The following is a 26908-nucleotide window of genomic DNA, read 5'->3' on the forward strand; positions in this document are numbered from 1 at the left end:
GGAGCAACAAGTGTGCTTTTAGTGTTTTTTATTATAAAACGTGTACAAAACCGAATGCCAATGTTTTGTACTTGGCGACGATTTTTCCATGACGGATGAGTGTGATGTCGACGCTCTCCCCCCTCACCGCTTATAATGACGCCGCGACTCGCTTCTCTCGCCGTTTTTCAAACCGTTGAAACATCACCGCATATAAAGCTGCGCTGATAAAAGAAAGCATGCTTAACAAGAAAAATGTCCATTCATACCCGAGCCATATCGTTGCCGTAATCGAAAACGGAGCAATCATCCGCCCAACCGTAAAGCGCAGGCTCGCAACCGCAAAATACTGCCCGCGCATCTCCTCAGGAGCAAGCTCAGAAATAAATGTTTGCTGGATTCCTGCTGTCATCAGTTCGCCAAACGTAAACAGCGCCATCACAAAAATAAGTCCCCAAATCGATGCGGTTTGGCCAAATAGGAAAATAGCCGCTCCATAAACAATGGAAGAGCCAATAAAGGCCGTGCGCTCATGATAACGCGACATCCATCTCGTCACCAATACCGTAAATAGTGCAACAAGAAAGCCGTTTTCAGAAATAAGAAGGCCGAACGCTTTCTCTCCGCTAAGGGTAAACGACCAATCGCCAAATGAAAATAGCGTTTGTCTCCCCACATTCTCTTTCGTATACACAGGAATCAATAAATCTAGCTGCATAAACGTTTGTCCCACAAGGATGCCAGCAATGATAAACAATAGGAATATTCGATCACGTATAATCACACTATATTGCTGGACTTGTTGCCACAAAAACTCATACCATTTCCCGTATGCTAATCCTGCTTTTCCCTGTATTGGAACCGTTTCGCGGAGCCATTTGGAAAGGAGCGCAGCGAGCAGCAAACATGAAAACGCCGTGGCAAGCAATAGTTCAAAGCGATAGTTTTCGTAAAAAATTCCGCCAATCACCGGACCGATGACCACCGCAATGTTGATGGACGTATAAAACACGGCAAATACGCTGTTTCGGTCCTTTTCTGGAACAACATCCGCCACCATCGCTTGGCTTGTGCAGGCCAATAAAATGATCCGCAAATTCCTGCGATCGTAAAACAAATAAAACCAACCAGCGGCGAAACAAACCATGGCGAACTTGCAAGCGCAAAAAAGAAAAAAGCTGCCCCTTGCCCATAGGCCGACAGCACCATCATTCGTTTGCGTCCAAATATATCCGCACAATACCCTCCCATTAAATTAGCAATCACAGAAAAAAATTGCGAGATGATCAACAAGATTCCCGCCTTATCTTTCCCAAACGATTCAGTAAAATATATGGCCATAAAAGGGAAAAACATCCAAAAAGTAATATTGATGAGCGCCTCGCCAAATAGACGCACCTTCAAATTCCGATCCCAGTCGCGTATCCTCATAAATAACCCCCGTTTATGTATACTGCAAAAACTATTATGACATTCTTTGAAAATTATACCATTATTTTTATCTTTTTGTCTTTTTAGAAAAATATTTTTTCAATAAAAAACAGCCCACACTCCTTTTAACAGGTTCACTTCAGGAAGGGAAAAATGTTAAAAAACACATGAAATAACAAAGGTGATTAGCAACACATTTAACCCAAAAATAACAATATAAATCGCAAAGAAAAACGCTCGGAACGAAAATCCGAGCGTTTTTAATACTCATTTACTGTTTCTTATGGGTTAACGAACTCGTTCAATAACTTCCCCCCAATGAAGAATTCCTTAATTTACATCCCACTACGTTCAGATATAAATTAATTCAAGTTCATGCGTTTGAATATCGCGCAATTTCTTTTGTGCTTCCCTCTTGTTCATTCCATATGGACCTAAATTATCAAACATATTCATACGTAAAGGTTTATAAAAATTATAAACTGTTAGGTATGAAAACAACGTTTCCCCACCTTGTTTAACTAGGGGGCAGCATTAGTTGAATAAGGATTAATAATCAATTACACCGTTGCTTCTTAAGCTTCTGGATTCTCAACAATCGTCGCAATTCCTTGGCCAACACCGACACACATTGTCGCAAGACCGTATTTTACCCCGCGTTTTTTCATTTCGTAAATCAACGTCGTTAAAATGCGGGCGCCGCTTGCCCCAAGCGGATGTCCAAGAGCGATCGCTCCACCGTTGACGTTTACTTTGGAGCGGTCGAGTTCCAGCTGTTTAATGCATTCCAACGACTGTGAGGCAAATGCTTCATTTAATTCTACTAAATCGATATCACTGATTGTTAATTTCGCACGCGCAAGCGCTTTCCTCGTCGCGTAAATCGGACCAATTCCCATCACCGCAGGTTCTACCCCCGCAACCGCTGACGTTACATATTTCGCAAGCGGTTTCATCCCAAGTTCTTTTGCTTTTTCCGAACTCATTAATAACAACGCGGACGCTCCGTCATTGATTCCTGAAGCGTTCCCTGCTGTGACGGTGCCATTTTCAAATAGCGGAGGCAGTTTTGCCAGCTTTTCTAACGTCGTATCCGGACGAGGATGTTCATCTTTATCTACGACGACTTTGTTCCCTTTCCGGTCAACAGATACAACAGGAACTAATTCGTCTGCGAAACGATTCGATTCAATCGCTTTTTTCGCTTTCATTTGACTTTCATAGGCAAATTCGTCTTGCGCTCCGCGAGAGATTCCAAACCGTTTTGCGACATTTTCCGCTGTTTGCGGCATGCTGTCGGTTCCGTACATTTCCTCCATCTTTGGATTAATAAAACGCCAGCCGATGGTCGTGTCGAACATTTCCATATTGCCGCGTGGAAAGTCCGCGTTTGGTTTTGCCATGACAAACGGTGCGCGCGTCATGCTTTCTGTTCCTCCTGCGATCACAATGTCTGCTTCTCCTGTCATAATCGCGCGAGCAGCGTAGTTGACGGCATCAAGTCCTGAACCGCAAAGACGATTGACGGTCGTTCCTGCCACTTCGATTGGCAATCCGGCTAACAAGGCGGACATCCGCGCGACATTTCGGTTGTCTTCCCCAGCTTGATTGGCGTTACCGAGAACGACTTCTTCAATTTCATGGACTGGAAGATTCGGATTGCGCTCCACAAGCGCACGGATAACGGTTGCCCCTAGATCGTCGGGGCGGACGTCTTTTAATGCCCCTTTATATTTCCCGATCGGTGTCCGCACCGCATCGACAATAACGACTTCTCTCATCATAGATCCCCTTCCCATTTTTATTGGTGAAATCGTTTATCCCTTCCGAGTCGTGATGCTTAGTCTGTATCGACGAATGCTGTTTACATTCAATTGCTGCGCTGACGCACATAATTCCCTTTTCACCGTTTCTAAACTACTACAATAATGTTATGAAACTTGACCTCCTTACTATGTTTTATGTTGGACAAACAAAAATAAGCACTCCATGATAAGAGCACTTCCATGATCAAACTTCCTTTGCACACCTACATAAAAAACGCTTTCATTATCCTAATTTTAGAATATACTAAATATTCTAAAATGTAAACTATCACTGATTCTTTTAACGCTTAAATTTTTTCCTTCTTTCTAGAGAATCTCAACAAAAAAGCGCGCAAACAATGAAAATTTGACGCGCCGTTTTATATGACTTTTCATCCTAATGAAGAAAGCGCCTCTTCTAAATCGTCCCAAATATCTTCCCACGCCTCGAGGCCGACGGATAAACGAATTAAACGGTCGCTGATCCCCATCCTTATTCTTTCCTCTTCCGGCACAACAGAATGAGTCATCGTTGCTGGATGTTGAATTAACGTTTCCGTATCACCAAGGCTGACAGCGATTTGAATGAGTTGAAGATGATTGAGAAAGCGTTGGGCGTCTTGTTTTGTGCCTTTAATTTCAAACGAAATTAAGCCGCCGCCGCGTTTCATTTGTTTTTGGTAGATCGGGTAATCACGGTTGTCTCGATCGGCAGGGTAGTAAACACGCTCAACGCGCGGATGCATTTTTAACCGTTCCGCAATTTTCTCCGCATTATCGCAATGCCGGTCCATCCGCACCGGAAGCGTCTTTAATCCCCTCAACAACAGCCAAGCGTCAAACGGGGAAAGGATTCCGCCGATATCTTTTTGCGTCGTTTTTGCGATTTCCTCCATGAATTGTTTTTTCCCGACCGCGATGCCGGCAATAACATCGCCATGGCCGCCTATATATTTTGTCGCGCTGTGCACGACGACATCACAGCCAAATTCAAGCGGCCGCTGCAAATACGGCGAACAAAACGTATTGTCCACCACCACCGCAATACCGTACTCTTTTGCCACTTTCACCACCATTTGCAAATCGATGAGTTTCATCGTTGGATTAATTGGCGTTTCCACATAAATGCAAACGGTTTCCGGGCGGATAAGGCGACGGATCTCCTCTTCCGTTTCCATCGCGCAAAAATCGTGGGAAACATGATATTTCTTTTTCAACAGCTGCAGCAAGCCAAACGTACAGCCGTATACTCCTTGTGAACATATAATATGGTCGTTTGCTTTCGTTAACGCAAGCAATACCGCGGACACGGCCGCCATCCCGGAACTGAAGGCAAGGGCCGCTTCCCCGCCTTCCAAACACGCCATTTTTTCTTCCAGCACCCGCACCGTCGGATTGGCCAGGCGCGAATAAATATAGCCGTCTTCCTTTCCCGCAAACCGCGCTTCTCCTTGTTCCGCCGTGTCAAACGTAAACGTCGATGTTTGAAAAATCGGCGCCGACAAACTGCCAAGATGCTGTTTCGCGTCATATCCGTGATGAATGATGATCGTTTCCATTCGTTTATTCATATTGTTCATCCCCCCTATATTTTCTATCATATACACCTTCACCATAATTGTAAGCGTTTCCGAATAGATTTTTGCAAAAATAAAACCTGTTCGCTCTGGTCATGGGACCGGCGAACAGGTCTTTTGATAGACCGTTAAATTTTCATAATCCCACCCGTGCTCGCCGAAGTAACGAGCTTCGAATAGCGTGCGAGATAACCGGTTTTTACTTTCGGTTCAAACCCTTTCCAGTTCGCTTTCCGTTTTTCCCATTCTTCGTCAGAAAGCTTCACGTTAATCGTTCGGTTCGTAATATCGATTTCAATGATGTCTCCGTCTTCAATAAAAGCAATCGGACCGCCTTCCGCCGCTTCCGGAGAAACGTGTCCAACCGATAAACCGCGCGATGCCCCTGAGAAACGTCCGTCCGTCACAAGCGCGACTTTCGTGCCGAGCCCCATGCCAACGATTTGCGAAGTTGGCGCGAGCATTTCCGGCATTCCCGGTCCGCCTTTTGGCCCTTCATAGCGGATGACAACGACGTGGCCCGGTTTGACTTTTCCGCTCGCGATTCCTTCGAGCGCCTCTTCTTGCGAATCAAATACGATCGCTGGTCCTTCGTGGCGCGTAATGCCCTCTTGTACGCCGCCTGTTTTAATGATCGCGCCATCCGGGGCGAGATTTCCGAACAATACGGCAAGTCCTCCAGTTTCGGAATACGGATGATCAATTGGGCGGATAACGTTATAGTCTTTGACTTCACAGCCGGCGATGTTTTCCCCAAGCGTTTTCCCGGTTACGGTCAACGTATCAAGATGGAGCGTTCCTTCTTTTTTCGCTAATTCATGCAATACGGCCGATACGCCGCCCGCTTCATGCAAGTCTTCAATATGCACATCGGAAGCAGGAGCCAATTTGGCAAGATGCGGAACGCGCGCAGCGATTTCGTTGATTCGCTCGAGCGAATAATCGATCCCTGCTTCGTTTGCAATCGCCAGCGTATGTAATACGGTGTTCGTCGAGCCGCCAAGCGCCATATCAAGCGCAAACGCGTTGTCGATCGCTTTTTCCGTGACAATATCGCGCGGTTTAATGTCATGCTCGATCAAATACATTAATTGTTTCGCCGATTGGCGAACTAATTCTTTCCGGGCCGGGTCGACCGCTAAAATCGTACCGTTTCCTGGCAGCGCGAGACCTAACGCTTCCGCCAGACAGTTCATCGAGTTTGCCGTAAACATTCCCGAACAGGAGCCGCACGTCGGACAGCCGTATTTTTCTAATTCCTGCAATCCTTTTTCATCAATTTTCCCTGCTTGATAGGCGCCGACCCCCTCAAATACGGAAGAAAGCGAAATTTTTCGTCCGTCGCTCGTTACGCCAGCCTTCATCGGTCCGCCGCTGACAAAAATCGTCGGGATGTTTAGCCGCATCGCCGCCATCATCATTCCCGGCGTAATTTTATCACAGTTTGGGATGCAGACCATTCCGTCAAACCAATGCGCAGAAATCACCGTTTCGATCGAATCCGCGATAATTTCGCGGCTTGGCAGCGAATAGCGCATGCCGATATGCCCCATCGCAATTCCGTCATCGACGCCGATCGTATTCATTTCAAACGGGACCCCGCCCGCTTCGCGAATCGCTTCTTTGACAATTTTTCCGAACTCTTGCAAATGAACGTGCCCCGGAATAATATCAATATACGAATTCACCACGGCGATAAACGGCTTGTCAAAATCTTCTTCCTTTACGCCTGCCGCGCGCAGCAAGCTGCGGTGCGGCGCCCGGTCAAACCCTTTTTTGATCATATTGCTGCGAAGTTCTCTCAATCTAAATCCCTCCAAATAGTAGTATTGTAGTCTCGATGTTTTTAGTATTGTACCATTTTTTAAAATAAAATGACAATTATATTTATTTCGATAACATCAATCATTCCTTTCATCTATCATTTTGTCAAAATTGGAAACTACTTGAATTCATGTGTGATTATATATTACAATTCCAAGAAAAAGAGGGAGAGTTTATGATGTTTGATTTTAAGGTGCCATTGATTGGGTTCGTGGTTATTTGGGTATTATTTCGCGGTATTGTGTACATACGGAAGCGAACCTTTTCTGTCAAACACGAAATCATCCATGGATTATTCGCTTTTTCCCTTGCATTTATATATAGTGTGACGATTTTCCCATTTCCGTTTTATATATACCCGCACTTACAAGAGGAAATGTATGCCGGCATCAATCTCATTCCACTTGCGAGCATCCGGCAGTCGCTTCACCATTTTTACTGGCTCGTTCCCTTGCGAAACATTGGCGGCAATATCGCGTTGTTTATACCATTTGGGTTTTTTGCTTCTTGTTATTCTTCTATCCTTCGTCCGAAAACAATCGTTATCGTCGGATTTCTTCTTTCCTTATGCATCGAAATCGTCCAATTGTTTTTCATTCCGTTTCGGGCTTTTGATGTCGATGACATTCTTTTAAACACGTTCGGAACAGCAATCGGAGTATTATTGTTCCGTCTATTAGACCGGCTGATGGTTAAGACATCTCGCGCTAAGCAAAGCAATTACTCTAGCTAATCATCGTTGTCGAAGAAAAACCCCTTGACAATTTTCTGATTTGTATGGATAATTTCTAACAAATCGTTGATACGGAAAACGGTACGGGACTAGTAAATCGATGGAACGTGCAAGAGAGTGGAACCCGCAGGCTGGAAGGTTCCTCACGGGAAGTCGATTGAACCTACCCTACTAAGGCCGCTTATGCAAACATAAGCCGTCCGCCCTCGTTACGGGCAAGAGGTGGGCGCATGATGCGCCAAAAAAGGTGGTACCGCGGAACGCTTTTTCCGTCCTTTTGCAAGGAAGGGAAAAAGCGTTTTTTATTGGCAAATAGAAAGGAGGATGCGCGTGAAAAAGCAGCGAGTCGTCGTGAAAATCGGAAGCAGCTCATTAACGGACGCGAAAGGTATTCTTTGCCATGAAAAACTTTTCGATCATGTCGAAGCGATCGCCTATATCAAACAATTAGGCCACGAGGTCATTTTGATCACATCGGGTGCGGTCGCTGCTGGATTTGGACCGCTCGGCTATCCGTCCCGGCCGACAACCACCGCGGGAAAACAAGCAGCGGCGGCGGTCGGGCAAGGGCTGCTCATGCAAGGCTATATTTCCGCGTTCAAACAGTTCGGCATTACGACAGGACAAATTTTATTAACAAGAGAAGACTTTTACAGCCGTGAACGGTTTCATAATTTATTTTCCACGATCACTACATTATTGGAATACGGGGTTTTGCCAATTATTAACGAAAACGATTCGGTGTCCGTCGAGGAATTGACGTTTGGCGACAACGATATGCTTTCCGCGCTTGTCAGCGGCTTTTTGCACGCGGACGCGCTCATTATCTTAACCGATATTAACGGATTGTACGATGATAATCCGAAAACAAATCCGAAGGCGAAAAAATATGCGTTTCTTTCGAATATTACCGATGAAATGATTGAAGCGGCGGGCGGCAGCGGCTCTGCGGTCGGGACGGGCGGCATGAAATCAAAGCTTCTCGCCGCACAAAAAGCGTTATCGTTTGGGGTAAGCGTGTTTGTCGGAACGGGCACGGGAAAAGAAAAACTTTGCGACATTTTGGAAGGAAAAGGAGACGGGACGTATATCGGCGCGCCGTTTCACGGACATATGCAAATGCGCAAGCAATGGATTGCTTATCACGCACCTGTGGCTGGAAAAATCGAAATTGACGAAGGCGCGGAAACTGCCCTATTACAGCGTGGAAAAAGCTTGCTTCCCGCCGGAGTGACCGCCGTTTTTGGAACGTTTTCCGCCATGGATGTCGTCGAGGTCATCAACCATAAAGGCGTGGTCATCGGCCGCGGCCAAGTGTATTACTCCTCTGGCGATTTAGAACAAGTCAAAGGCCTTTCTAGCAATGAGGCAAGAAAATATTCGATTAACCATCGTCCTGAAGTGATCCACCGTAACAATTGGGTATCATTGCGAAAGGAGAGTATCGTAAAATGAATGAATTGCTTACCAAAGCAGAACGGCTGCAACAAGCAGCGAAAACGTTAGCCCTTCTGTCCACGGAAGAAAAAAATGAAGCGTTAACGCGTATCGCCGAAGCGCTGATGAAACAAAAAGAATGGATTTTGCAAGAAAACGAAAAAGACGTTGCGCTTGGAAAAGAACAAGGCCTTTCGCCTGCCTTAATCGACCGATTGCAACTCACCGACGAGCGAATCGAACAAATCGTCGACGGCGTCCGTCAAGTTGCGGGGCTCCCTGACCCAATCGGCGAGATCATCGATGAATGGACGCGGCCAAATGGTCTGCGCATTCAAACGGTTCGCGTGCCGCTTGGCGTCATCGGCATGGTGTATGAAGCGCGCCCGAACGTCACCGTCGATGCCGCCAGCCTTTGCTTAAAAACGGGAAACGCCGTCTTATTGCGCGGCAGCTCGTCCGCGCTTCATTCGAACAAAGCGCTCGTCCATGTCATGAAGGAAGCGCTTCGCGATATCGCCGTCCCTGCCGATGCCATTCAGCTTCTTGAAGACACAAGCCGGGAAGCGGCCCAGCAAATGTTTCGTTTAAACCGCTACTTAGACGTATTAATTCCGCGCGGCGGCGCCGGGCTCATCCGCTCCGTTATCGAAAACGCCACCGTTCCCGTGCTGGAGACTGGCGTTGGCAACTGCCATATTTTCATCGATGAATCGGCGCAAAAACAAATGGCCATCGATATCGTCCTAAACGCGAAATTGCAACGCCCATCCGTTTGTAATGCGGTAGAAACGGTATTAATCCATCAAAACTGGCCATATATCAGTGAACTTATCGAAACGCTTCACGACCGCGGCGTCGAGCTGCGCGGCGATTCGCAGCTTGCTTCATCGTATTCCTTTATCCAGCAGGCCACCGAAACCGATTGGAGCACCGAATATTTGGCGCCGATTTTAGCTATTAAACTCGTACAAGACGTCAAAGAAGCGGTCGACCATATTAACCGCTACGGCACGAAACATTCCGAAGCGATTATTTCCGAGCAAAACGACAACGTCCGCTTCTTTTTCCAAGCAATTGACGCCGCCGTGCTTTATCATAACGCCTCAACTCGCTTCACCGACGGCGAACAGTTTGGCTACGGGGCGGAAATCGGCATTAGCACGCAAAAACTGCACGCCCGCGGTCCAATGGGATTGCGCGCGATCACCACGACGAAATCGCTCGTCTACGGCACAGGACAAATCCGCTCTTAATAAGAAAAAAGCCGAATCCAGCGCGATGGATTCGGCTTTTACTCTACCATTTTTACGTTCGCGTAAGCCGCAAGCATGTCAGGAATGGGACGGTTTCGAGACAAACACCCAAAAGCGGCTTCCGATAAAATTGACGGCAATGCCTCCTAAGGTCGCTACGAGTTTTCCAGCAAACAGCGGCCAATGCCCAACATCCCGGCAGAGAAAGAGCAGAAGGAGCGTCACGGACAGCGACAGCACATTCACCACGATAAAACGCAAAAACTCTCCGATGTTCGCTTTTTGTTTTACTTGAAACGTCCACATCCGGTTCCACACGTAGCTGTTGACCACACCGGCGGTATAAGAGCATACTTGCGCCAATAACGCGGAAACGCCAAACGAGGTAAGAAGAAAAAAGACAATAAAGTCCACAAACGTATTTCCGACCCCGACAAGGCAAAAGCGCCATAACGTTCGCATGCTTCCTAGCTTATTCCATATAAAACGGTACTTTTTCATACTGTGTTCCGACTCCCCATGTTTCTTTTACGATATATAACGGACGCTGTTTTACTTCATCATAAATGCGGCCGATGTATTCCCCCATCACGCCAAGCATCATAAACATAATGCCGTTGCATAATAAGGTCACCATGAAAAGCGACGCCCATCCCGCCACCGTCGAATGCGTAAACAGCTTTAAATATAAAGTGATGATGATGCCAAGCACGCTTGATGCCGAAAGGAAAAAACCCAACAAACTGGCGAGCTTCAACGGTTTGTATGAAAACGAAGTGATTCCGTCGAGCGAAAAGCGAATCATTTTCTTGAGCGGATACTTCGTTTCGCCGGCAAACCGCTTCTCCCGCTCATATTCCACCGCCGTCTGCTTGAATCCAACCCAGCTTACGAGCCCGCGGACAAAACGGCTTCGCTCTCTCATATAGACTAACTGATCGCGCACTTTTCGATCAATAAGGCGAAAATCGCCGGTATCGACAGGAATGTCGATTTCGGTCGCCGCCCGCAGCACCCGGTAAAACAGATAGGCGGTGACCTTTTTAAACATGGTTTCTCCCTTTCGTTTCACGCGCTTCGCATAAACAACGTCATAGCCTTCTTTCCATTTGTCAATCATGTCTAAAATTAATTCGGGCGGATCTTGTAAATCGGCATCAATAATGACGATCGCTTTTCCAGACGCATAATCCATTCCAGCGGTAATCGCGATTTGGTGGCCAAAGTTGCGGGAAAAATCCACATATTTGACCGTTTCATCTTTCACGGCAAGCTCTTTTAAGATCTCAATCGTTTCATCTTCGCTGCCATCATTAACAAACAACAGTTCATACGGCCCATCGGTTTGTTCCATCACGCGCTTTAGCCGGCGGTATGTTTCACGAATGACAAGCGCCTCATTATATACCGGAATCACCACCGAATATTTTACCATACCTCATCCCCTCCTATCCTTCATATTTGTAAAGCTTCACACCTCGCTCCATCGGCGATGGCATTCCATTCTGTCCGCTCTGGCGCTTCGTTGTCGCCGCATTCGTTTTCCACTCCGTTTGCGGTACTTCTTGACAATGCGTTTCAATCCACTGAATCAGCCTGCTGTTTCTTCCTTCGCTGCCACCGTCAAATCCATAGATAAGAAAATATTTCACTTCGCCATTTCTCGCCATTTTCGCTAATTGTTCCGGCGTCAACACTGGGTCCTTCCCTGAAAATCCGCCCATCGTCATGACCGCTTTATCCGTTTTTAACATCAACTCAGCCGCCGGAGTGGCACGCATCGTTGCCGCTAAATATTTCTCCCCGTTATAATGCTTTTCCAAATAAGCAAGCAAATCAGAAGTAACTTCTCTTTCTCCCCAGTTTCTAACAGCGTGCTGCCCGTATTCGTTCAGACGCTTTAAATCCGGTCCGGCGTACGGAGACTCGCTATTGCCGCCATACAAAAGCGGAGTGAGCGACCAATAAAACGGCATGGCAAGAAGACCAAACAAGCTCGCTATTTTCAAATAGCGCACTGCTTTCCCGTGATGACGAAACGCAAAAAGAAAACAAATGATGGCCAATGCATAGTACACAAGCGACAGCGGCCAAATGCTTGATAATGAAGAACGGTATCGAAATGCAACATGTGATTCGAACAAAAACGTCATCAATAGCGCGCTAGGAAGCAGCCATTGCCAAATACCGTTCTGTTTCTTGTAAAACTGCCACAGCAGCTCGCTTCCAACAGCGACCAACACCGCGATCGCCGGAGCCATCATGCTTAAATAGTAACGGTGAAAAAACAGAGCGACACTAAAAAATACGGCCATCGGAATGAGCCAGGCGAACCAAAACAGCACAAATCGGTGAAGCGGCGTGATCGCCCGTTGCCGGCGGATGGACGCAAACAGCCCAATCGCGACAAACAGCACAAACGGCAGAAGCCAGCTGATTTGTCCGGCTAATTGCTGATGAAACAGTCGGAACACACCAGGCTTTCCTGTTTCTCCTCTTCCAACTTTCCCCTTTCCGCCCGGATAATGCCCACCATTTGGATGAAACGAGCCTATCGTCCGTTCTCCGTTTAGATTTGTTGAAACATGTAATGGACCGTGATGATGAGCAGAAAGCGATGAAAGCGAATATTGGTTGTCGGAATGATCCATTTGTCCATTTCCGCCTTGGAATTCGATATCGCCGTGCATGGCCTGCTCTCCATCCGGCCCCGTCGCTCCTGCTAAATGTTCCATCTCGTGATGGACAAATAAACGATTGATCGCGTTATAGCCAAGTAAACGGTCGATCCCATTATAGCCAATCGCCAGATTAAGCACCGAATTCGTTTGACTGCTGCCGATATACGGTCGCTTGTCTTTCGGAATCGCATCAACGATGGCCGCATAGGAAAGCGAAACAGCCAAGACGACAACAGTAGCGGCCGCTAAATGCCAGACCCGCTGTTTCCAAGACCCTTTTCCTGCCAGCCAATAGAACAAATAAAACGCCGGCAGCACCAGGTACGCCTGCAGCATTTTTATGTTAAACCCCACGCCCACAAGCGCAAAGCTAACGAACAGCCACGAAACCCGCTGTTCCCGTACGGCTCTCATCAGCGCCCATGTTGCCGCCAACAAGGTGAAAATTAAAATCGCGTCCATATTGTTTGTACGCGCCACCGCCACAAAAACAGGGGTACAAGCGAAAATCAAACTCGACCATCTGGCGGCCACCTTGCCGGCAAACGGCTTGACAATAAAATAAATCAACAGCGTCGAACCAACGCCAGCGAGCGCTTCCGGAAGCAAGACGCTCCAGTCGCTCAAACCAAAGATGGCCACGCTTAACGCTTGAAACCATAATGCCACCGGTGGCTTATCAACGGTGATAAAACCTTCCGGGTCTAGCGCCGCGAAGAAAAACGCCTTCCAGTTCTCCGTCATGCTTTTCGCCGCCGCGGTATAATATACGTTTGACCCCGCATTGCCGATATGATAGAAACAGAGAAAAATAGAGATAAGGACAATGGCAAGCAGCCATCCATCCACCCTTCTGACCCATTTCATCTTCCTTCCAACTCCCTTTCTTGATTCGTCACCTCTTTTGGGCATGTTTTCAACATACAATAGGAGGGTGAAAATTAAGTGAAAAAGTCCATCTGTTACATACGTTGATTCGAGTTACATGCTAGCATCAAATAAAATAGATTTTCCTTTTCTGCTTTCTTTTCTTTTTTTATAATGGGGATGGAGGAGGTGAGAAAATGGAACAGGAAACCATGCTAAAAGAAATTTTGAAGGCATTGGAACTGCATTCTGACCATATTCATGCAGAAATGCAAAAAATGAGCAGCCAGCTTAAAGCGGAAATGCAAGAGATGGGCAACCAACTGAGAACAGAAATGAAAGAAATGGGTAGCCAATTGAGAACAGAAATGAAAGAGATGGTCGGAAAGCTAGAAGAAAAAATAGATGAACGATTTAATCGTTTAGAAACAAAAGTAGACAGCCTGCGCATCGAACTGTCAGAAACACAGGAAACGGTCGATTTCCTCTCCAGCAAAACGCTCCAGCATGAACGGAAAATTCGCGAGTTGTATCGGCAGCAATGACCGTCTCCTCTCTTATTTTCTTCCTGCTGCTCCTTAAGTATTTCCTTCGGCAATAAATCTCCTTACCTCGATTCAGCGATGTATCATCAATTTCAACAGAAAACACCCTTGTACAAAACAAAGGGTGTTTTTTCCGTGATTATTTCGCATTCCGTCCGCGAATCAATTCCATCATACGAGTTGCCACTGTTTCCGGATCAAGCCCATCCGTCACCACGCGATAATGATACTGGGAATAGGCTTGTTTCCGCTGTTCAAATAATTGTTTGATTTCCTCCAGCGTCTTATTTTTCAGTAAAGGACGGTCATGGACAATGGACGGAAGACGTTTTTTCCAGTTTTCCCATGACAAATCGAGGAAAACAACAATGCCGTGGGATAAGCAGGCGTTTCTTACTTCTTCCTGCAAATATGCCCCTCCGCCAAGCGAAAGCACTTTTTGCCGCTCTTTTGTACATACGTCAACGATCAGTTCTCTTTCGACTTTGCGAAAATAAGCTTCCCCCTTCTGTTCAAATATAGCGGGAATGGACATGTGATGGCGCCGTTCAATTTCTTGGTCGGTATCGATAAACTCCCAATCTAATTTTTCCGCTACCAACTGTCCGATTGTCGTTTTTCCCACTCCCATAAATCCGATGAGTACAATATTTTTGCCGTGATTAAGAACTTCCGCATTTCCTTTCATATTCTTCCACTCTCCTAGCATATCGTTCATCCTTATCCCGATTCCCGCACGACAGGCGAAATCGTTTCCCGCAACACGTCCGCATGCTCCGCCGCTTACTGCAGCGCCAAACAGGATCTTTCGGCCATTCGATCGCCTTGCTTGCTGCAACGTTTTTATTTTCTTATTTTAACTGAGTTCCATAAAAAACCGAATACTTAAATTTTTCTTATATAAGATCAGATTAAAAAGCCGACAACAAATAAGAGATTTAAGCTAGAAAAAAGCGTGGTCGAAGCGCTTCATCATATATGTTTCATATGTCGGGAAATCAATCCGCATTTATATAGATTGATCCAAGCATAAACCTGCTTTTCCTATGAAGCAACAAAACTATATGTATCAAAAAAGCCAAGCTTGTAATGAAAAGCCTGGCTTTTTCCATTTCTATATTGCGCGCCGCATCATCATCATGTTCAAAGCAGCAAAAATCCGTTTCCCTCCTAAGCAAGCCACAACGACGATGAATGAGATTTCGCTTTAGCAAAAGATTTCAAAGTCTCTATCCTCTAAACGAGACCTTCTACTAAAAAAGTATCTTCCTTTTACCATTGATTCTCTAGGGCGGCAAGGGGCGCTTTTGCACACCCCCGCGCCCCCCCTCAAAAAATAAATTGTTGTTATGTAAACCAGACTGTTTGACCAAAATCGTCAAACGTCCAAACCGTTGATATATCAACTCCGCACTTTAGTACATGAAAGCAAAATTCTCATGTACACCTCCCCCATTTTTGGACCGTGCATCGTCAATGGGACGGGGGAAGAGTGATGCCCATCGTCATTGTTTTCGTTTGGCGATCAGTTCTTCCAATGCGACCGCCACGCCGTCTTCCTCGTGTGCGGCGGTGACGATGTCGCTGACTTCTTTTAATTCTGGAGCGGCGTTTCCCATCGCCACGCGGCAGCCGGCGACAGCGAACATCGATAAATCGTTATGGCTGTCACCGAAAACAACCGTATCTTTCAGATCAATGCCGTAGTGAGCGGCCAGTTTTACAAGCGCCTGTCCTTTCGTCGCCTGTTCATGGTTAATTTCGATATTGTTTGGGTGCGATGAGGTGACGGTTATACCGGAGATATCGGCAAACTGGGCGGCTGCTTCTTGTAAACGTTCTTGATTGAGAGAAAAAATGAGCACTTTATAAAACACAATATCTTGTTTTTCCCACACGATGCGGATGTCATCGACATACGTCACGCGCGCCTGCTGGAACTGCTTTTCGACAATGCGCTTTAATTCGGGAGCGATATCGCTTGCCCGCTCGGCCATCGCCTCGAGGTGGGCGCGGTTATGGAGCCCGACGTAGACAGCATCGCCCGTATAAATTTCGCAGTATAAATCGGGCTGCGCGCGCACCCATTCGAGCGCTGGAATCAACTTTTCTTTATCAAGCGGCACATCGCCAAGCACCGTTCCATCTTCTAATGTCATCACCGCGCCGTTTAAACTCATAACCGGGCAAACAAGCCCGGCATCCCGAAGCGGCACACGCGCGTCTTTATATGCCCTGCCCGTCACGATCGCCACGATATGGCCATGCTTTTGCGCTGTCACAATGGCCTCTTTATTTCTTCTACTTACCTGTCCATTCGAATTGAGCAGCGTCCCGTCCATATCTAATGCGATTAACACTATTGCATCCCTCTTTCTTAATTATGCGTGCGTAAGTCAACAGAATATGGATCATCCAAAATCGGACAGCACTCCTTGCATCTCATCCTAAAACATTTCAAAAGTCCTGCGTACATGTTCGGCCGCAGGAGTCCTCAGCACTTCCATCGTCCGGATCGGCAGTTTGCGCAGCACAGGAGCGAGCATTTGCTTCGTTTCTTTTTTCATGCGGATTTCCTGCGGTATTTTCCCAAGCCGCAGCAGCATATCTAAAAAGCTTTTTTGCACGCGCATCGCCACATTCTCGATCGGAAGCAAATCGTTATGGATGATGAATCCAGTGTTCACGTCCACCGCCAGTACAAATGTCGGAAAATACGGGCGCTCTCCGCGCTTGTCTTGGACCGGTCTGTTGATATATCCCGCGTCAAATTCGATGCTGCCATAGTATACTTGCCCAATATTTTTCACCATTTTAATCAATTTCGGATCGACAAGCAGTTCATACGTTGGCGCTTTTTCCTCGGCTTCCAGCTCGGCAAGCGGAACGTGGTCATCGCGCCAAACGACATTCCCATCCTTCTTTTCACCGATGCGGGCAAACATCTTTTCATCCTGCGGAAACACTGGAAGCGAAAGCTCCCCTTCCCTGACGCGCCGCGCGACATCAAACGCCTGATCAAGCGCCGCCGTCACCAATTTTGCCTCTTCTTCGGAAATCGTCCACGGATAGTACCCTGGGACAAAGCTGCGAAACTGCGGCCACTGCTTTTTGCCGCGGAACGTCATGCCTTGGGAGCGGAGGAGCTCATAGTCTTCCTTGCTTAACTCATTTCGGTCGGCAAAGGAAATGAGCACCGCCCGTTGTGTATACACGGGATCTTGTTCGGGATACGGCCGTTTTAATAAATATTGCAGGCTTTTGTATCCTTGCTCACCGATATATACGACCATGCCATGTTCTTGGCCAAGCGCGCCAATGACAGAACAATATAAGCGCTCGTTCGTTTCTGGATCGACGACAAGGAAAATTTCATCCTCATTCATCCATTGCCACGGCGCTAATCGGTTAAACGCCACCGCTTTTTCCAGCAGCACCCGCCATACATTGCCTTGTGTTGCCTGCGCCTTCTTCCCCATCTCTTTCTCTTTGCGCGCTTTCTTTTGGATTTCCTTGCCCAATTTTTTGCACAGCGGAGCCAATTTTGCATTGACCATCGCTGTCAATTCTTTTGTCTCGATCTCTTCTGGATTCCACCCCTCGCCCATGCTGTCTTCTTCAGGCGCAACACGCACCGCCTTGAGGCAAATAGGATAGACGAGATCTGGCTGCGGCTTCACTATTTTTTCAAGCACGATCTCATGTTCCCAATAGTCGCCGAAGTCATAAATATACAAGCAGCGGTCTCCCTCCTGCACAAGCCAATCGAAAAGCCGCTCCTTATGCTCCTTATAGTCCGCATCGTCCCATCCATCACCGACATCATTGCCGATTTCGATGCGCAATTTCGCCGTTCCGCGCGTCTTGGTGATGTAAAACGTATGCAAGTGCCGGTCTTCCCAGTCAAATGCTTTTTGCAGCACACGATGAAGATCGGCAAACGTCATCTCGCCTGGCACCAATAACCGCCGCCATACCGGCGGGCGAATATCTTTTAACTGCACTTTTAGTTGATAGATCACACGATTTTCCTCCATATCATCAAAAAATTTTCCTTTTTTCATTCTACCATTTATTTATCACTATTGTTAAGAAGATGGCAAAATGGTACAAAATACGATTGCAAGAAATGATTAACGCAATAGATCTTTTCGCCACACAATTCGCACCCAAATTGCAAAACTAAACGAGTGAACGAACGGTTTAACCGGCTGGATACAAAACTAGACGGCTTGCGCATCGAACTAATGGAAACTCCATTCTGGCAAAATCGCCCGACATGAGCGATAAATCTGCGATTTACTATAATCCTGTTATTACTCTCTTACCAATCTCCTATTAAAAACACTCATCTTGAATTTCCCTGTCCGCGCTACACTTAGCAATGGAAGATTTCTGCCCTGCCATTTCTATTATCTGCCACTTGCTCGATTTATTCGTTGAAGCAGAAGTCTTCTTGGCTATATTTTTCGATAAAAATACGGTCCATAATAGTATTCATGCGTCTGTACGTATGTCCACGTAAACTGCGGATCGACGACATACACATCACGCTCTTGCCGCAAATCTTCCGCCCACAAATTTTCGGCGTTTACCAGCATATACGCTTCTTCTCTTTCTTGATAAAACAAATAACAAACGAATCGGTTCTCTTTATGAAACGCGCGCATCGCTGCTTTTCCTTCAAGACAAGGTAATTTTTCGTAGCTGAATACATGCCACAAAAACTGGTCGAAATAAATCGACTGTTTCTCCTCCGGACTAATGGCATCCGTAAACGCTCGTTCCCAACGCCTGCGGAAGTCTTCTCCTTTTCCCGTCCATTCTTCGACCATGATTCCTCTATTTTCTAATCTTTTTCGGATGTTCATTCCGATCCCCCTACTCCCAAGGAAACATATCGCTCGCGCGGCAAAAAATCCGATACGAAACGCCTTGTTTGCGTCTCCGTGCCGCTTTGTTCCCGATTCTCGTCGTTTCAATGATATCATCCCAAAACGGAATGCGCGCACGCAGCCGCTCAAACATCTTTCGAATCGCAGCATCCGTAACGTCTCTGCCAAAAAACGTTTGAAACAACGTTTTTCGGACATCTTCCCCAGTTATTGGCCGTTCGCTATGAAGAATCGTCGCAAGCAAATAAAACGACTGGTATTCTAGTTTTATAAACTCACTTGCGTAACAAACGACAAAGCCGTCTTGTTCGCTGATGCCAAGCATCACCTCATGTGGCGAAAGCTGCTCCTGCTCGGAAAAATATGTTTCCTCTGTTACGATTTCGTCACTTTCTGGTGTAATGATACGATAAAGCGCGCGGTGGAAATCTTCAATGCGATGGAGAAAAATCGCTCGACGATAGCGATCGACCGTTTCATCGTATGGCCTTGTTTCCATCTTTTCTATCTGCTTTAATGCGTTCGATGCGAGAAAAATGCCGCAATTGACAAGAAACATATGGCTTAACATCTCCTGCGTGTCATTGAGAGACGCCTCCATCGATCCCGAAAGCGCCTGATGAAAATGATACGCCGCTTCGGCATATCTTCCTTCGTTATAGTAAATATGCGCCAACCGATAATTCGCAACGGGATGGTTTGGCCTCCGTTTTAACGCCTTTTGCAAATACATTTTCGCCTGCTTCGGATCAGGGTTGCTCGACATTTTGAAATACTCGCCAAAACGAACGTACAGATGAATCAATTCGTTTTCGATTTCTTCCCGCCGTGTTCGATCTTTTTCTTTTTTCCACTCCGCAAGCAAGCGGCGTTCTTCCTGATGCGGAAAAAACCCGTATTCTTCCATCTCCGTACTCCCTTCTTTGTGACAGGCTGTCACACACCGATTTGTATAGTTATATTGTAACGAATTTGAAAAGGAGATGGATAGTATGGAAAAATGGACAAAACTCATGATTCGGCACGGATTTCATCCGGAAAATACGGAAACAGGAATTACATCACAATGGCTTGCGCAAACATTCGCAACGCTCATCCAACGGCACCAGAACCTTGACACCATTTCCGAAACGGACTGGATAGAAGCGCTCCAACAAACCGCCAAACAGATCGTTTCTCGTAATCATGACATTCCAGGAAGAGAAACGCTTGTCGACCCAACGAAAAACGAACTTCCTCTCATCCAAATCGATCCGTACGTCCGCGGCATCGTCCGCTGGCTGAACATGATGCACATTTATACTGTTGACAGCTGCGACGGAGAGAGAGTTCGCCCGGCAACGATTTATTTTCTCGACGACTTATCCGCCCAGCAGCTCGCGATCATTCGGGCTTGCACCCCGCTGCAAGTTCGAATCAAAGCGGAAAAAAGGAAAGTAAAATTATTCTACCAACGAGGACGCATCGGTGACCTTCTGACGATGGCCGAACGGTTATACAACGTCTGGCGAAATCCGGAACTGCTAATGACATATCGCTTAGAAACATTCAAACACCGCCTATACTCCCTTCTTTCCATCAACGGAAAAAGCGGCAGGGAAGCGATGATTCGGCAAATGCTCTATCGAAAGCTCGAACAAAAAACAGATTGGCGCGAAATCGACGATTACGGAAACTTGCTGGCTACAGTCCACTGCGGAAACGGTCCGACGATTTTGCTTTCCGCCCATATGGATACAGTTCGCCCATTTTCACCGAAACGTACGATTATCGAAAACGGCACCATATTAAGCAGCTCGCGCGGCATCTTAGGCGCCGACGACCGCGCAGGAATCGCGGTTATCTTGGAAATACTTGATTTCATTCGCCACTCCCGTTTCCAAGGAACGCTTAAAATCGCCTTTACCGTCGAAGAAGAAGTCGGCTGCCGCGGCTCACGCCATATCGACCCAACATTTTTGCAAGACGTCGATGCCGCAATTGTTGTTGACCGCCGCGGAACGCGCGACATCGTCACTTCTTACGCTAGCATCGTGCCATTTTGCGGCGGCAATTACGGCCGCATTTTTGAAACAGCAGGAGCGCTCGCCGGCATGCCCGACTGGAAAATCACCACAGGCGGCCTCAGCGACGCCAAAGTCTTCGCCGAATTCGGCATTCCGACTGTTAATCTTTCGGTCGGCTACGAGCACGAACATACTGAATTCGAAACGCTCGACTACAAAGCAACGCTTGAAACGGTGCTTCTGCTTGAAACAGTGCTCGAAAATAACATGATTACCGAAGAACTAGTCGTCGCGTATAAATGTTAGGAGTTATAAATGAAAAGTAGAGTGGATAAGAGAAGCCACTCTACTTTTTGTATAATCCAAATAACTACATTACATCTACAAGGTGTAGCGTCATATTACTCTTCTGTTTTAAATAGAATGCTTCTGTTCTCATAAACAATTACTTATTTTTTCTCTCAAAATACACATGCAACCGATACTCACAAATCTCTTTCGTCCATTGATACAGAATCTCTTCATCTTCTTTTGCAATGGAAAAGTTAAAAGAAAAGACGCCATTTTCAAAAGAAAGGAGACCGTTCGAGCTTCCGCTCCATTTCGTCATCGGCATTTCGGCAATAAGCTTGCTTACTTTTTCTTCATCATAAATCCATAGCTGCTTTGTTTTATTGTCTGAAAAGTCGATTCGTTTCCGATATTCTTTTTCCATTAAATATTGATGAAAAAACGGCGCTGCTTCTTTTGGAGTAATCGGCAGGTGCCAACGTGAAGGACCGCGGTTTAACATTGCGTGCAATACGACCATTTTATAGCTCTTAGCCATAGGTGTTCGCTCTGCCTCAACTAGCCACGATTCGTACTTTAAGAAAACTTCCTTCTCTTTCTCCGATAATTCGTCCGCCCAGTATAAAAAGCCTACATATGATTTAAATTCGGACTTGTATTCCGCCGCATCGCTTCTTCCACGCAAATGAAGCTGCAGATACGTAGGACGATAACCTAATTCCTGTTTCAGCTGCTTATAGTCCCACAGCAGCTTTTCCTTACGCGGCTGGCGTTTTTTCCGCATTTCTTCTAATAAGTTAATGGCCCGTATATCTAGTTGAATTGAGCAATTAGCTGGAACAGTTGGAATTACTTTTTCTCTTTTTCCATTTTTATCAGCATTGCGCTCTGTATCAAACAATTTCAGCTTCACATCGGCATTGCGATAATTCCCGATTAAATCGATAATGACACAATAATCCTTTCCTTCATACAGCCGAAGTCCGCGGCCCACTTGCTGGGTAAACACGGTAAGCGACTCCGTCGGCCGGACAAACAGCAATGTATCCACCGATGGAATATCGACGCCTTCATTAAATAAGTCCACCGTGAAAATAGCGTCTAATTCTCCTTTTTCCAGCATTGCAATTGCCCTGTCGCGCGGAATGTCTGTCTGTTTGGAATGAAGGCTGACGGTTCGATAATTTCGTTTCCGAAAATATTCCGATAAAAAGTCGGCTTGCTTGATCGATGAACAAAATACAAGCGTTCTTGTTTTCTTATATTTCTCCCATGCCTTTAAAATCTTGTCCGCCATTTCTTCCCTTAGCTGCACTTGAAGCAGCTCTGCCTCATCATAGCGGTTGCCGAGCCATTTGATTTTTGAATAATCCGTATCATCGTAAACTCCGTAATAACGGAATGGGGCAAGCCATCCGCGCTGAACCGCTTCAATAAAATCAATTTTGTAGGCGACATTTCCGTCACAAATCGCATATACGTCTTTGTTATCATTTCGATCTGGAGTTGCGGTAATGCCAAGCAGAAATTTTGGTTCGAAATAGTCAAGCACCCGCTGGTAAGAACGCGCTGCAGCGTGATGAAATTCATCGATGATAATTAAATCAAACGCGTATTCAGAAAAGGCTTTTAAATGTTTTTTCATGCTTAACGTAAAAATGGAAGCAAAAATAATGTCGGCGTCCTTTTCTTTCTCATTTCTATCATAAATGCCAAACGTTTTATTCGAAATAACCCGCTGAAACGAACGTTTTGCCTGACGAAGAATTTCTTCACGATGCGCAATAAACAGCACTTTTTGAAAGCGACGGGCAAAAAACGCGGCCAAATACGTTTTCCCAAGCCCTGTCGCCATGACGACCATCGCCTTGTCGTAACCTTCTTCATAAGTCGCTTCCAGCCGTTCGAGCGCTTCCACTTGGGCAAAGCGCGGTTGAATCGTTTCGTATGTGACCGTTGCTGGATCGTAAATTACGTCATAATCAGATTCATTGATTTCCGTCTCCGCTTTATCCAATGGAAGCATTAATTCAACTTCTTCCGCTTCCGCCCATGTTCGTGCGAGATTCGGATGCCGTTGGTGATAGTCATGATACTGGTTTTCATAGTCCTTTAACGTCTCTTCGTTCACTTGTACTGTTTCATCAGCGTAAAACAGCTTTAAAAACTCTTCCATCGCTTCTGCAAATACGTTTTCATCGACGCTTTTGTCCAGCCCGATGTTCCATTCGATTCCTTCTGTCAACGCCGATTTCGACAAGTTGGAGGAACCGATAATAAAATAGCCGCTCGTTGTATTTTCAAATAAATATGCTTTTGGGTGAAAAGATACTCCCCTGCTTCGCCATAAGCGTACTTCGATGTCCGGATGAATAGAGACCATCTCGCGAAGCGCTTCCGGCTGGGTGACAAAGAGATAATCGCCAGCGCAAATTTTAATATCCGCCCCTCGTTCCGCCGCTTTTTTCAATGTTTCCTTCAGCAGGCGAACACCCGATTTCATGACGAACGAAGTCAATATGTATATGGTCGACGATGTTTCAATATATTTCTGTATCTTTTCGATAAGATTGCGTTGAATGAATTCGACCTTACTCATCGTGTACCTCTACTAAAAAAATTTTTTCTTTAAACCCTCCTCGCTTTTCTGCTTTTTCTGCTCGAATTTGCTCGACACGCTCGAACGTTCCCCCATGGCATTCAGCAAGAGCATGAATAATTTCCAGCACATCCGCCAATTCTTCCAGCGCGGTTTCGTCATCACTGGCACTCATATACTCTTCTAATTCTTCAAATGCTTTTTTTCGCAACTCTTTGCGATATTCGTCATCTTCCAATATTCTCGTTGTAAATGTTTTTCCCGCTTGTTCAATAATTTGCGGAATTTTATCACGGACAAGTTTGTTGTATACCGGCATGATATCCTCCCCTATTTTTTATTTTTTCTTTACATATTCTACAAGATTTTTCTCTTGTTTGAAACGTACACTTTTTCTGCCCTCTATCGAAAAAAAGAATCTATGCTAGGAGGATTTACGTTGATAAGGAAATTTCCGATAATGTTTGCATTGCTCATAGTATTAGTGAGATATGGAGCATACTGGGCGTTTTTTGACACGAGCCAGCTTCCAAAAGGTGATCTGATCGCGGAAGTTGAATCTTCTCATGGAACGTATACCATAAAGTGTATGCCGTAATGGCGAAGCTACAGTTGATTATGCCGTTTGAGGCGAACTCGTTTTTCACCATGAAAATCGAAAACCAAAAAATACATTCATCATCAAGAAAGAAAAAAAACAGCTTATCGACTTTGTCGACAAGCTGAAACGAGCTCATAATGAATTCGTCCCGAATATCTTCATATATTCCTCTTTATACTCATCCTTTACATACTTTATAAAGGAAGCGTTCGGCCTAAAAATCCCCTGATCCCATTGTCCGATTAGCTCTACATTTTCTGGCGGTATTCGTTCGAAGAACAGAATCTCATCAAATTCCTGAACATAGCGATTTTTCTTTCGTGTCCACCGATCAAAGTTTATGTAATCCTCTAATGAGATACGCGAGATGTTCTATGCTTGAGCACTTTGGACAACGCGGTCTCCATGAAGGAAAAAATTCGTATCCAAACCGAAACATCCTATACATACTGAACATGCTTATAAGGAAATATAAGTAACAAACGATGATTATTTCCGCTGACAGAAACGAAAGGGGATACAATGAGAAACATTGCCGCTTTATTTTCAATACTGATGCCTGGATTTGGGCAAATATATAATGGCCAACTCATGAAAGGGACCCTCTTTATCATTGTGGAACACTTTCACAATATATTCGGACGAATCAACCAAGCCATTCATCTTGATTTTAACGGATTACATCAACAAGCGGTTGAAACAACTAATTTTGGGTATTTGCTACTTTATCCTGGATTTTACGCTTATTGCGTATGGGACGCATGGTATAACGCAAAACCAAATGCGGACAAGACAAAAACCGCCATTCCTTTTATTACAGGCGGTTTTCTAGGAGAGATTGGCGCAATATTTGGAAACCGGTTACCGATACCTACTCTAACCATCGCAATGTTAATGATCATTCCAATGATTTGCGGCATGATTGTATTTAGAGATCAATAAGCGCATCTTTCGCCTGCTTTTGCTTCCAGTTAGTGGAACAACCAAATCAGTACTTGATCAACATTTTTATGTATTAAAAAATATTCCGTTTTCAATTGAGCATACTAAATGATAAACAAATAAACAATTAGAGGACAGATGAAGCCATGGACAGAATCATTTTGTGGGCATTGCTGATGATTGGCATTGTCTTACTTTGTTTTAGTCTGAGAAAACCGCTAATCAAAGACACGGTTTTAGTGTTCTTATTGAAAGCCTATTTTTCCTCATTTTTTGGCGTTATTGTTGCAGAAAAAAAATTGGTTGAATACCCTGTAAGGTTTTTAGGCCAATATTTCGACACGAGCATTCTTTTTGAATACTTTCTGTATCCTATCATGTGTGTTTATTTTTATCAAACCTCTTATCATTCCCGCCTTCTGGGCATTATTGTGCAATGCGCATTATATACCACCGCTTTAACGTTCCTTGAGGTTCTTTGTGAAAAGTATACGAATTTAGTTGAGTACCATGGATGGACGGGGATGTATTCGTTTATAACGATCTTTCTTCTATCGTTTTCCGTTCGTATGCTGATGTCGCTAATCAACAAAAGGGAACAGTCATCAGGCTAGTGTTCATGACCGCTTCTTTAATGGCGGCTGCATCACTTAAACCGATTTCTGCCTAGCACCACTCAACACATAAAGGACTCCTTTCTAACGAAGATGGTACCCCCCACCAGAAAGGAGTCCTTTTATTCTAAGGATTCACTGCTAAAAAGAGCCAAACGTTAGGTTACCGCTTTCCATTTAAGAACTAGCTCTGTTCCGCTTGCCTCGTATGCCTTTACCTTAATGTGTCCATATTTCGGAACCTTTCTCCATATATATCAACCCATTGACCTCTTCCTTTCGATTCAGCTTTTTATCATGAATCAATCCGCTGTTTTCAATTTTTCATGGCCAATCATCGAAAACAAGTCTAACTTTTCTTTCTTTTGCTATACATATACTAGAACTACCAAAATGGAGGCGCGGTAAACGATGGTACTGTACGACGTAAAAAATAGACTGTATTACAAAGCGATCAATTCCAGCAGGCCGAAAATGACCAATTTCCGCCAAGGACGTTCATGGGGCTACGTCTGGAAAACGGTGAACGGGGAACGGGTTAAGTTTTGGTTTGACTTTGCAAAAGGGCTATATATGTATTTTCAATACGGCCGCAAGTGGTATCGCGTACGATATTTGCAGTCGAACGATAAAAAGACGAATGAAGATATTTTCAATGGGGTGCTGATTGATTTAAGCATCGATGGGCAGGAGTTGAAACTATTGAAAGGAAATGTGGAAAAATATGAGAAACAAGCGATATGATATCAAATGATAAGGTGGCGAAGAGGGACGGAGACCTCCTCACCACCTTCCTTTTTTGCTTTACGCCTACCACATATTTGG

General features: G+C 45.4%; 22 protein-coding genes and 1 pseudogene. 9 read left to right on the forward strand and 14 right to left on the reverse strand.

What is annotated here, in order from left to right; translation table 11 throughout:
- Positions 1-130 precede the first annotated feature (130 nt).
- From BDD39_RS07705 to ilvD, 4 genes and pseudogenes are all read right to left on the reverse strand, one after another.
- Positions 131-1410, reverse strand: a pseudogene (locus BDD39_RS07705) (MDR family MFS transporter).
- Positions 1411-1985: 575 nt separating this feature from the next.
- Complete coding sequence (locus BDD39_RS07710; RefSeq protein ID WP_166909545.1) at positions 1986-3194, reverse strand: thiolase family protein; 1209 nt, start codon at positions 3192-3194, stop codon at positions 1986-1988.
- Positions 3195-3607: 413 nt separating this feature from the next.
- Positions 3608-4795, reverse strand: coding sequence for a methionine gamma-lyase (megL, locus tag BDD39_RS07715; protein ID WP_166909547.1), 1188 nt, complete (start codon positions 4793-4795; stop codon positions 3608-3610).
- 125 nt (positions 4796-4920) lie between these two features.
- Positions 4921-6597: a dihydroxy-acid dehydratase gene (ilvD, locus tag BDD39_RS07720; RefSeq protein ID WP_166909549.1), complete on the reverse strand. Its 1677-nt coding sequence runs from the start codon at positions 6595-6597 to the stop codon at positions 4921-4923.
- 197 nt (positions 6598-6794) lie between these two features.
- Between ilvD and BDD39_RS07725 the strand changes: the two genes are divergently transcribed.
- The 3 genes from BDD39_RS07725 to BDD39_RS07735 all read left to right on the forward strand — a co-directional run bounded on the left by BDD39_RS07725 (position 6795) and on the right by BDD39_RS07735 (position 10042).
- On the forward strand, positions 6795-7349 hold the full coding sequence (locus tag BDD39_RS07725; RefSeq protein WP_166909551.1) for a VanZ family protein: 555 nt from the start codon (positions 6795-6797) through the stop codon (positions 7347-7349).
- 330 nt (positions 7350-7679) lie between these two features.
- Positions 7680-8804, forward strand: coding sequence for a glutamate 5-kinase (gene proB / locus BDD39_RS07730; RefSeq protein WP_166909553.1), 1125 nt, complete (start codon positions 7680-7682; stop codon positions 8802-8804).
- Positions 8801-10042, forward strand: a complete 1242-nt coding sequence (locus BDD39_RS07735) for a glutamate-5-semialdehyde dehydrogenase (protein WP_166909556.1) — start codon at positions 8801-8803, stop codon at positions 10040-10042. Before proB ends, BDD39_RS07735 begins: the two co-directional genes overlap by 4 nt.
- Positions 10043-10120: 78 nt before the next feature.
- On the opposite strand, the gene BDD39_RS07740 is transcribed toward BDD39_RS07735, so the two are convergent.
- From BDD39_RS07740 to BDD39_RS07750, 3 genes are read right to left on the reverse strand one after another with little or no spacing between them, the layout of a single operon-like run.
- Positions 10121-10543 carry a GtrA family protein gene (locus BDD39_RS07740; protein WP_166909558.1) on the reverse strand — a complete coding sequence of 141 codons (423 nt, stop codon included), beginning with the start codon at positions 10541-10543 and terminating at the stop codon, positions 10121-10123.
- Positions 10515-11477, reverse strand: coding sequence for a glycosyltransferase family 2 protein (locus BDD39_RS07745; protein ID WP_166909560.1), 963 nt, complete (start codon positions 11475-11477; stop codon positions 10515-10517). The genes BDD39_RS07740 and BDD39_RS07745 overlap by 29 nt, the downstream gene beginning before the upstream one ends.
- A 13-nt stretch (positions 11478-11490) precedes the next feature.
- Positions 11491-13590, reverse strand: coding sequence for a glycosyltransferase family 39 protein (locus BDD39_RS07750; RefSeq protein ID WP_166909562.1), 2100 nt, complete (start codon positions 13588-13590; stop codon positions 11491-11493).
- 197 nt (positions 13591-13787) lie between these two features.
- On the opposite strand from BDD39_RS07750, the gene BDD39_RS07755 reads away from it, so the two are divergent.
- Positions 13788-14135: a hypothetical protein gene (locus tag BDD39_RS07755; RefSeq protein ID WP_166909564.1), complete on the forward strand. Its 348-nt coding sequence runs from the start codon at positions 13788-13790 to the stop codon at positions 14133-14135.
- Between the two features lie 139 nt (positions 14136-14274).
- Here the strand turns inward: BDD39_RS07755 and BDD39_RS07760 are convergent, their stop codons facing one another.
- From BDD39_RS07760 to BDD39_RS07780, 5 genes are all read right to left on the reverse strand, one after another.
- The gene (locus tag BDD39_RS07760; RefSeq protein WP_166909566.1) at positions 14275-14823 is read right to left on the reverse strand and encodes a shikimate kinase; all 549 of its coding nucleotides are present in this window, start codon (positions 14821-14823) and stop codon (positions 14275-14277) included.
- Positions 14824-15640: 817 nt separating this feature from the next.
- Positions 15641-16495, reverse strand: coding sequence for a Cof-type HAD-IIB family hydrolase (locus BDD39_RS07765; protein ID WP_166909568.1), 855 nt, complete (start codon positions 16493-16495; stop codon positions 15641-15643).
- Positions 16496-16582: 87 nt separating this feature from the next.
- The gene (locus tag BDD39_RS07770; RefSeq protein ID WP_166909570.1) at positions 16583-18157 is read right to left on the reverse strand and encodes a DUF7309 domain-containing protein; all 1575 of its coding nucleotides are present in this window, start codon (positions 18155-18157) and stop codon (positions 16583-16585) included.
- Between the two features lie 438 nt (positions 18158-18595).
- Positions 18596-19006 carry a DUF4275 family protein gene (locus BDD39_RS07775; RefSeq protein WP_166909573.1) on the reverse strand — a complete coding sequence of 137 codons (411 nt, stop codon included), beginning with the start codon at positions 19004-19006 and terminating at the stop codon, positions 18596-18598.
- 10 nt (positions 19007-19016) lie between these two features.
- A complete protein-coding gene (locus BDD39_RS07780; protein ID WP_166909575.1) occupies positions 19017-19937 on the reverse strand; it encodes a tetratricopeptide repeat protein in 921 nt (306 codons plus the stop codon).
- An 85-nt stretch (positions 19938-20022) separates the two neighbouring features.
- Here BDD39_RS07780 and BDD39_RS07785 point away from each other — a divergent pair, with 85 nt between their 5' ends.
- Positions 20023-21342, forward strand: coding sequence for a M20/M25/M40 family metallo-hydrolase (locus BDD39_RS07785; RefSeq protein WP_166909577.1), 1320 nt, complete (start codon positions 20023-20025; stop codon positions 21340-21342).
- Between the two features lie 139 nt (positions 21343-21481).
- On the opposite strand, the gene BDD39_RS07790 is transcribed toward BDD39_RS07785, so the two are convergent.
- Together BDD39_RS07790 and BDD39_RS07795 are read right to left on the reverse strand one after the other, a co-directional pair.
- Entirely contained in the window at positions 21482-23926 is a 2445-nt protein-coding gene (locus tag BDD39_RS07790; RefSeq protein WP_166909579.1) for a DEAD/DEAH box helicase family protein, read from the reverse strand.
- Positions 23919-24245, reverse strand: a complete 327-nt coding sequence (locus BDD39_RS07795; RefSeq protein ID WP_166909581.1) for a nucleoside triphosphate pyrophosphohydrolase — start codon at positions 24243-24245, stop codon at positions 23919-23921. The genes BDD39_RS07790 and BDD39_RS07795 overlap by 8 nt, the downstream gene beginning before the upstream one ends.
- Positions 24246-24386: 141 nt before the next feature.
- On the opposite strand from BDD39_RS07795, the gene BDD39_RS16760 reads away from it, so the two are divergent.
- The 4 genes from BDD39_RS16760 to BDD39_RS07815 all read left to right on the forward strand — a co-directional run bounded on the left by BDD39_RS16760 (position 24387) and on the right by BDD39_RS07815 (position 26827).
- Positions 24387-24524 (forward strand): DUF5412 family protein, encoded by a 138-nt coding sequence (locus BDD39_RS16760; protein WP_208404352.1) that lies wholly within the window; start codon positions 24387-24389, stop codon positions 24522-24524.
- A gap of 525 nt (positions 24525-25049) precedes the next feature.
- Complete coding sequence (locus BDD39_RS07805) at positions 25050-25469, forward strand: hypothetical protein (RefSeq protein ID WP_166909585.1); 420 nt, start codon at positions 25050-25052, stop codon at positions 25467-25469.
- Positions 25470-25615: 146 nt separating this feature from the next.
- Positions 25616-26083, forward strand: a complete 468-nt coding sequence (locus BDD39_RS16405; protein WP_166909588.1) for a CBO0543 family protein — start codon at positions 25616-25618, stop codon at positions 26081-26083.
- A gap of 411 nt (positions 26084-26494) precedes the next feature.
- Positions 26495-26827 (forward strand): hypothetical protein, encoded by a 333-nt coding sequence (locus BDD39_RS07815; RefSeq protein WP_043905177.1) that lies wholly within the window; start codon positions 26495-26497, stop codon positions 26825-26827.
- Positions 26828-26908: the final 81 nt, after the last annotated feature.

This window comes from Saccharococcus thermophilus, assembly GCF_011761475.1.
Lineage (GTDB): Bacteria > Bacillota > Bacilli > Bacillales > Anoxybacillaceae > Saccharococcus > Saccharococcus thermophilus.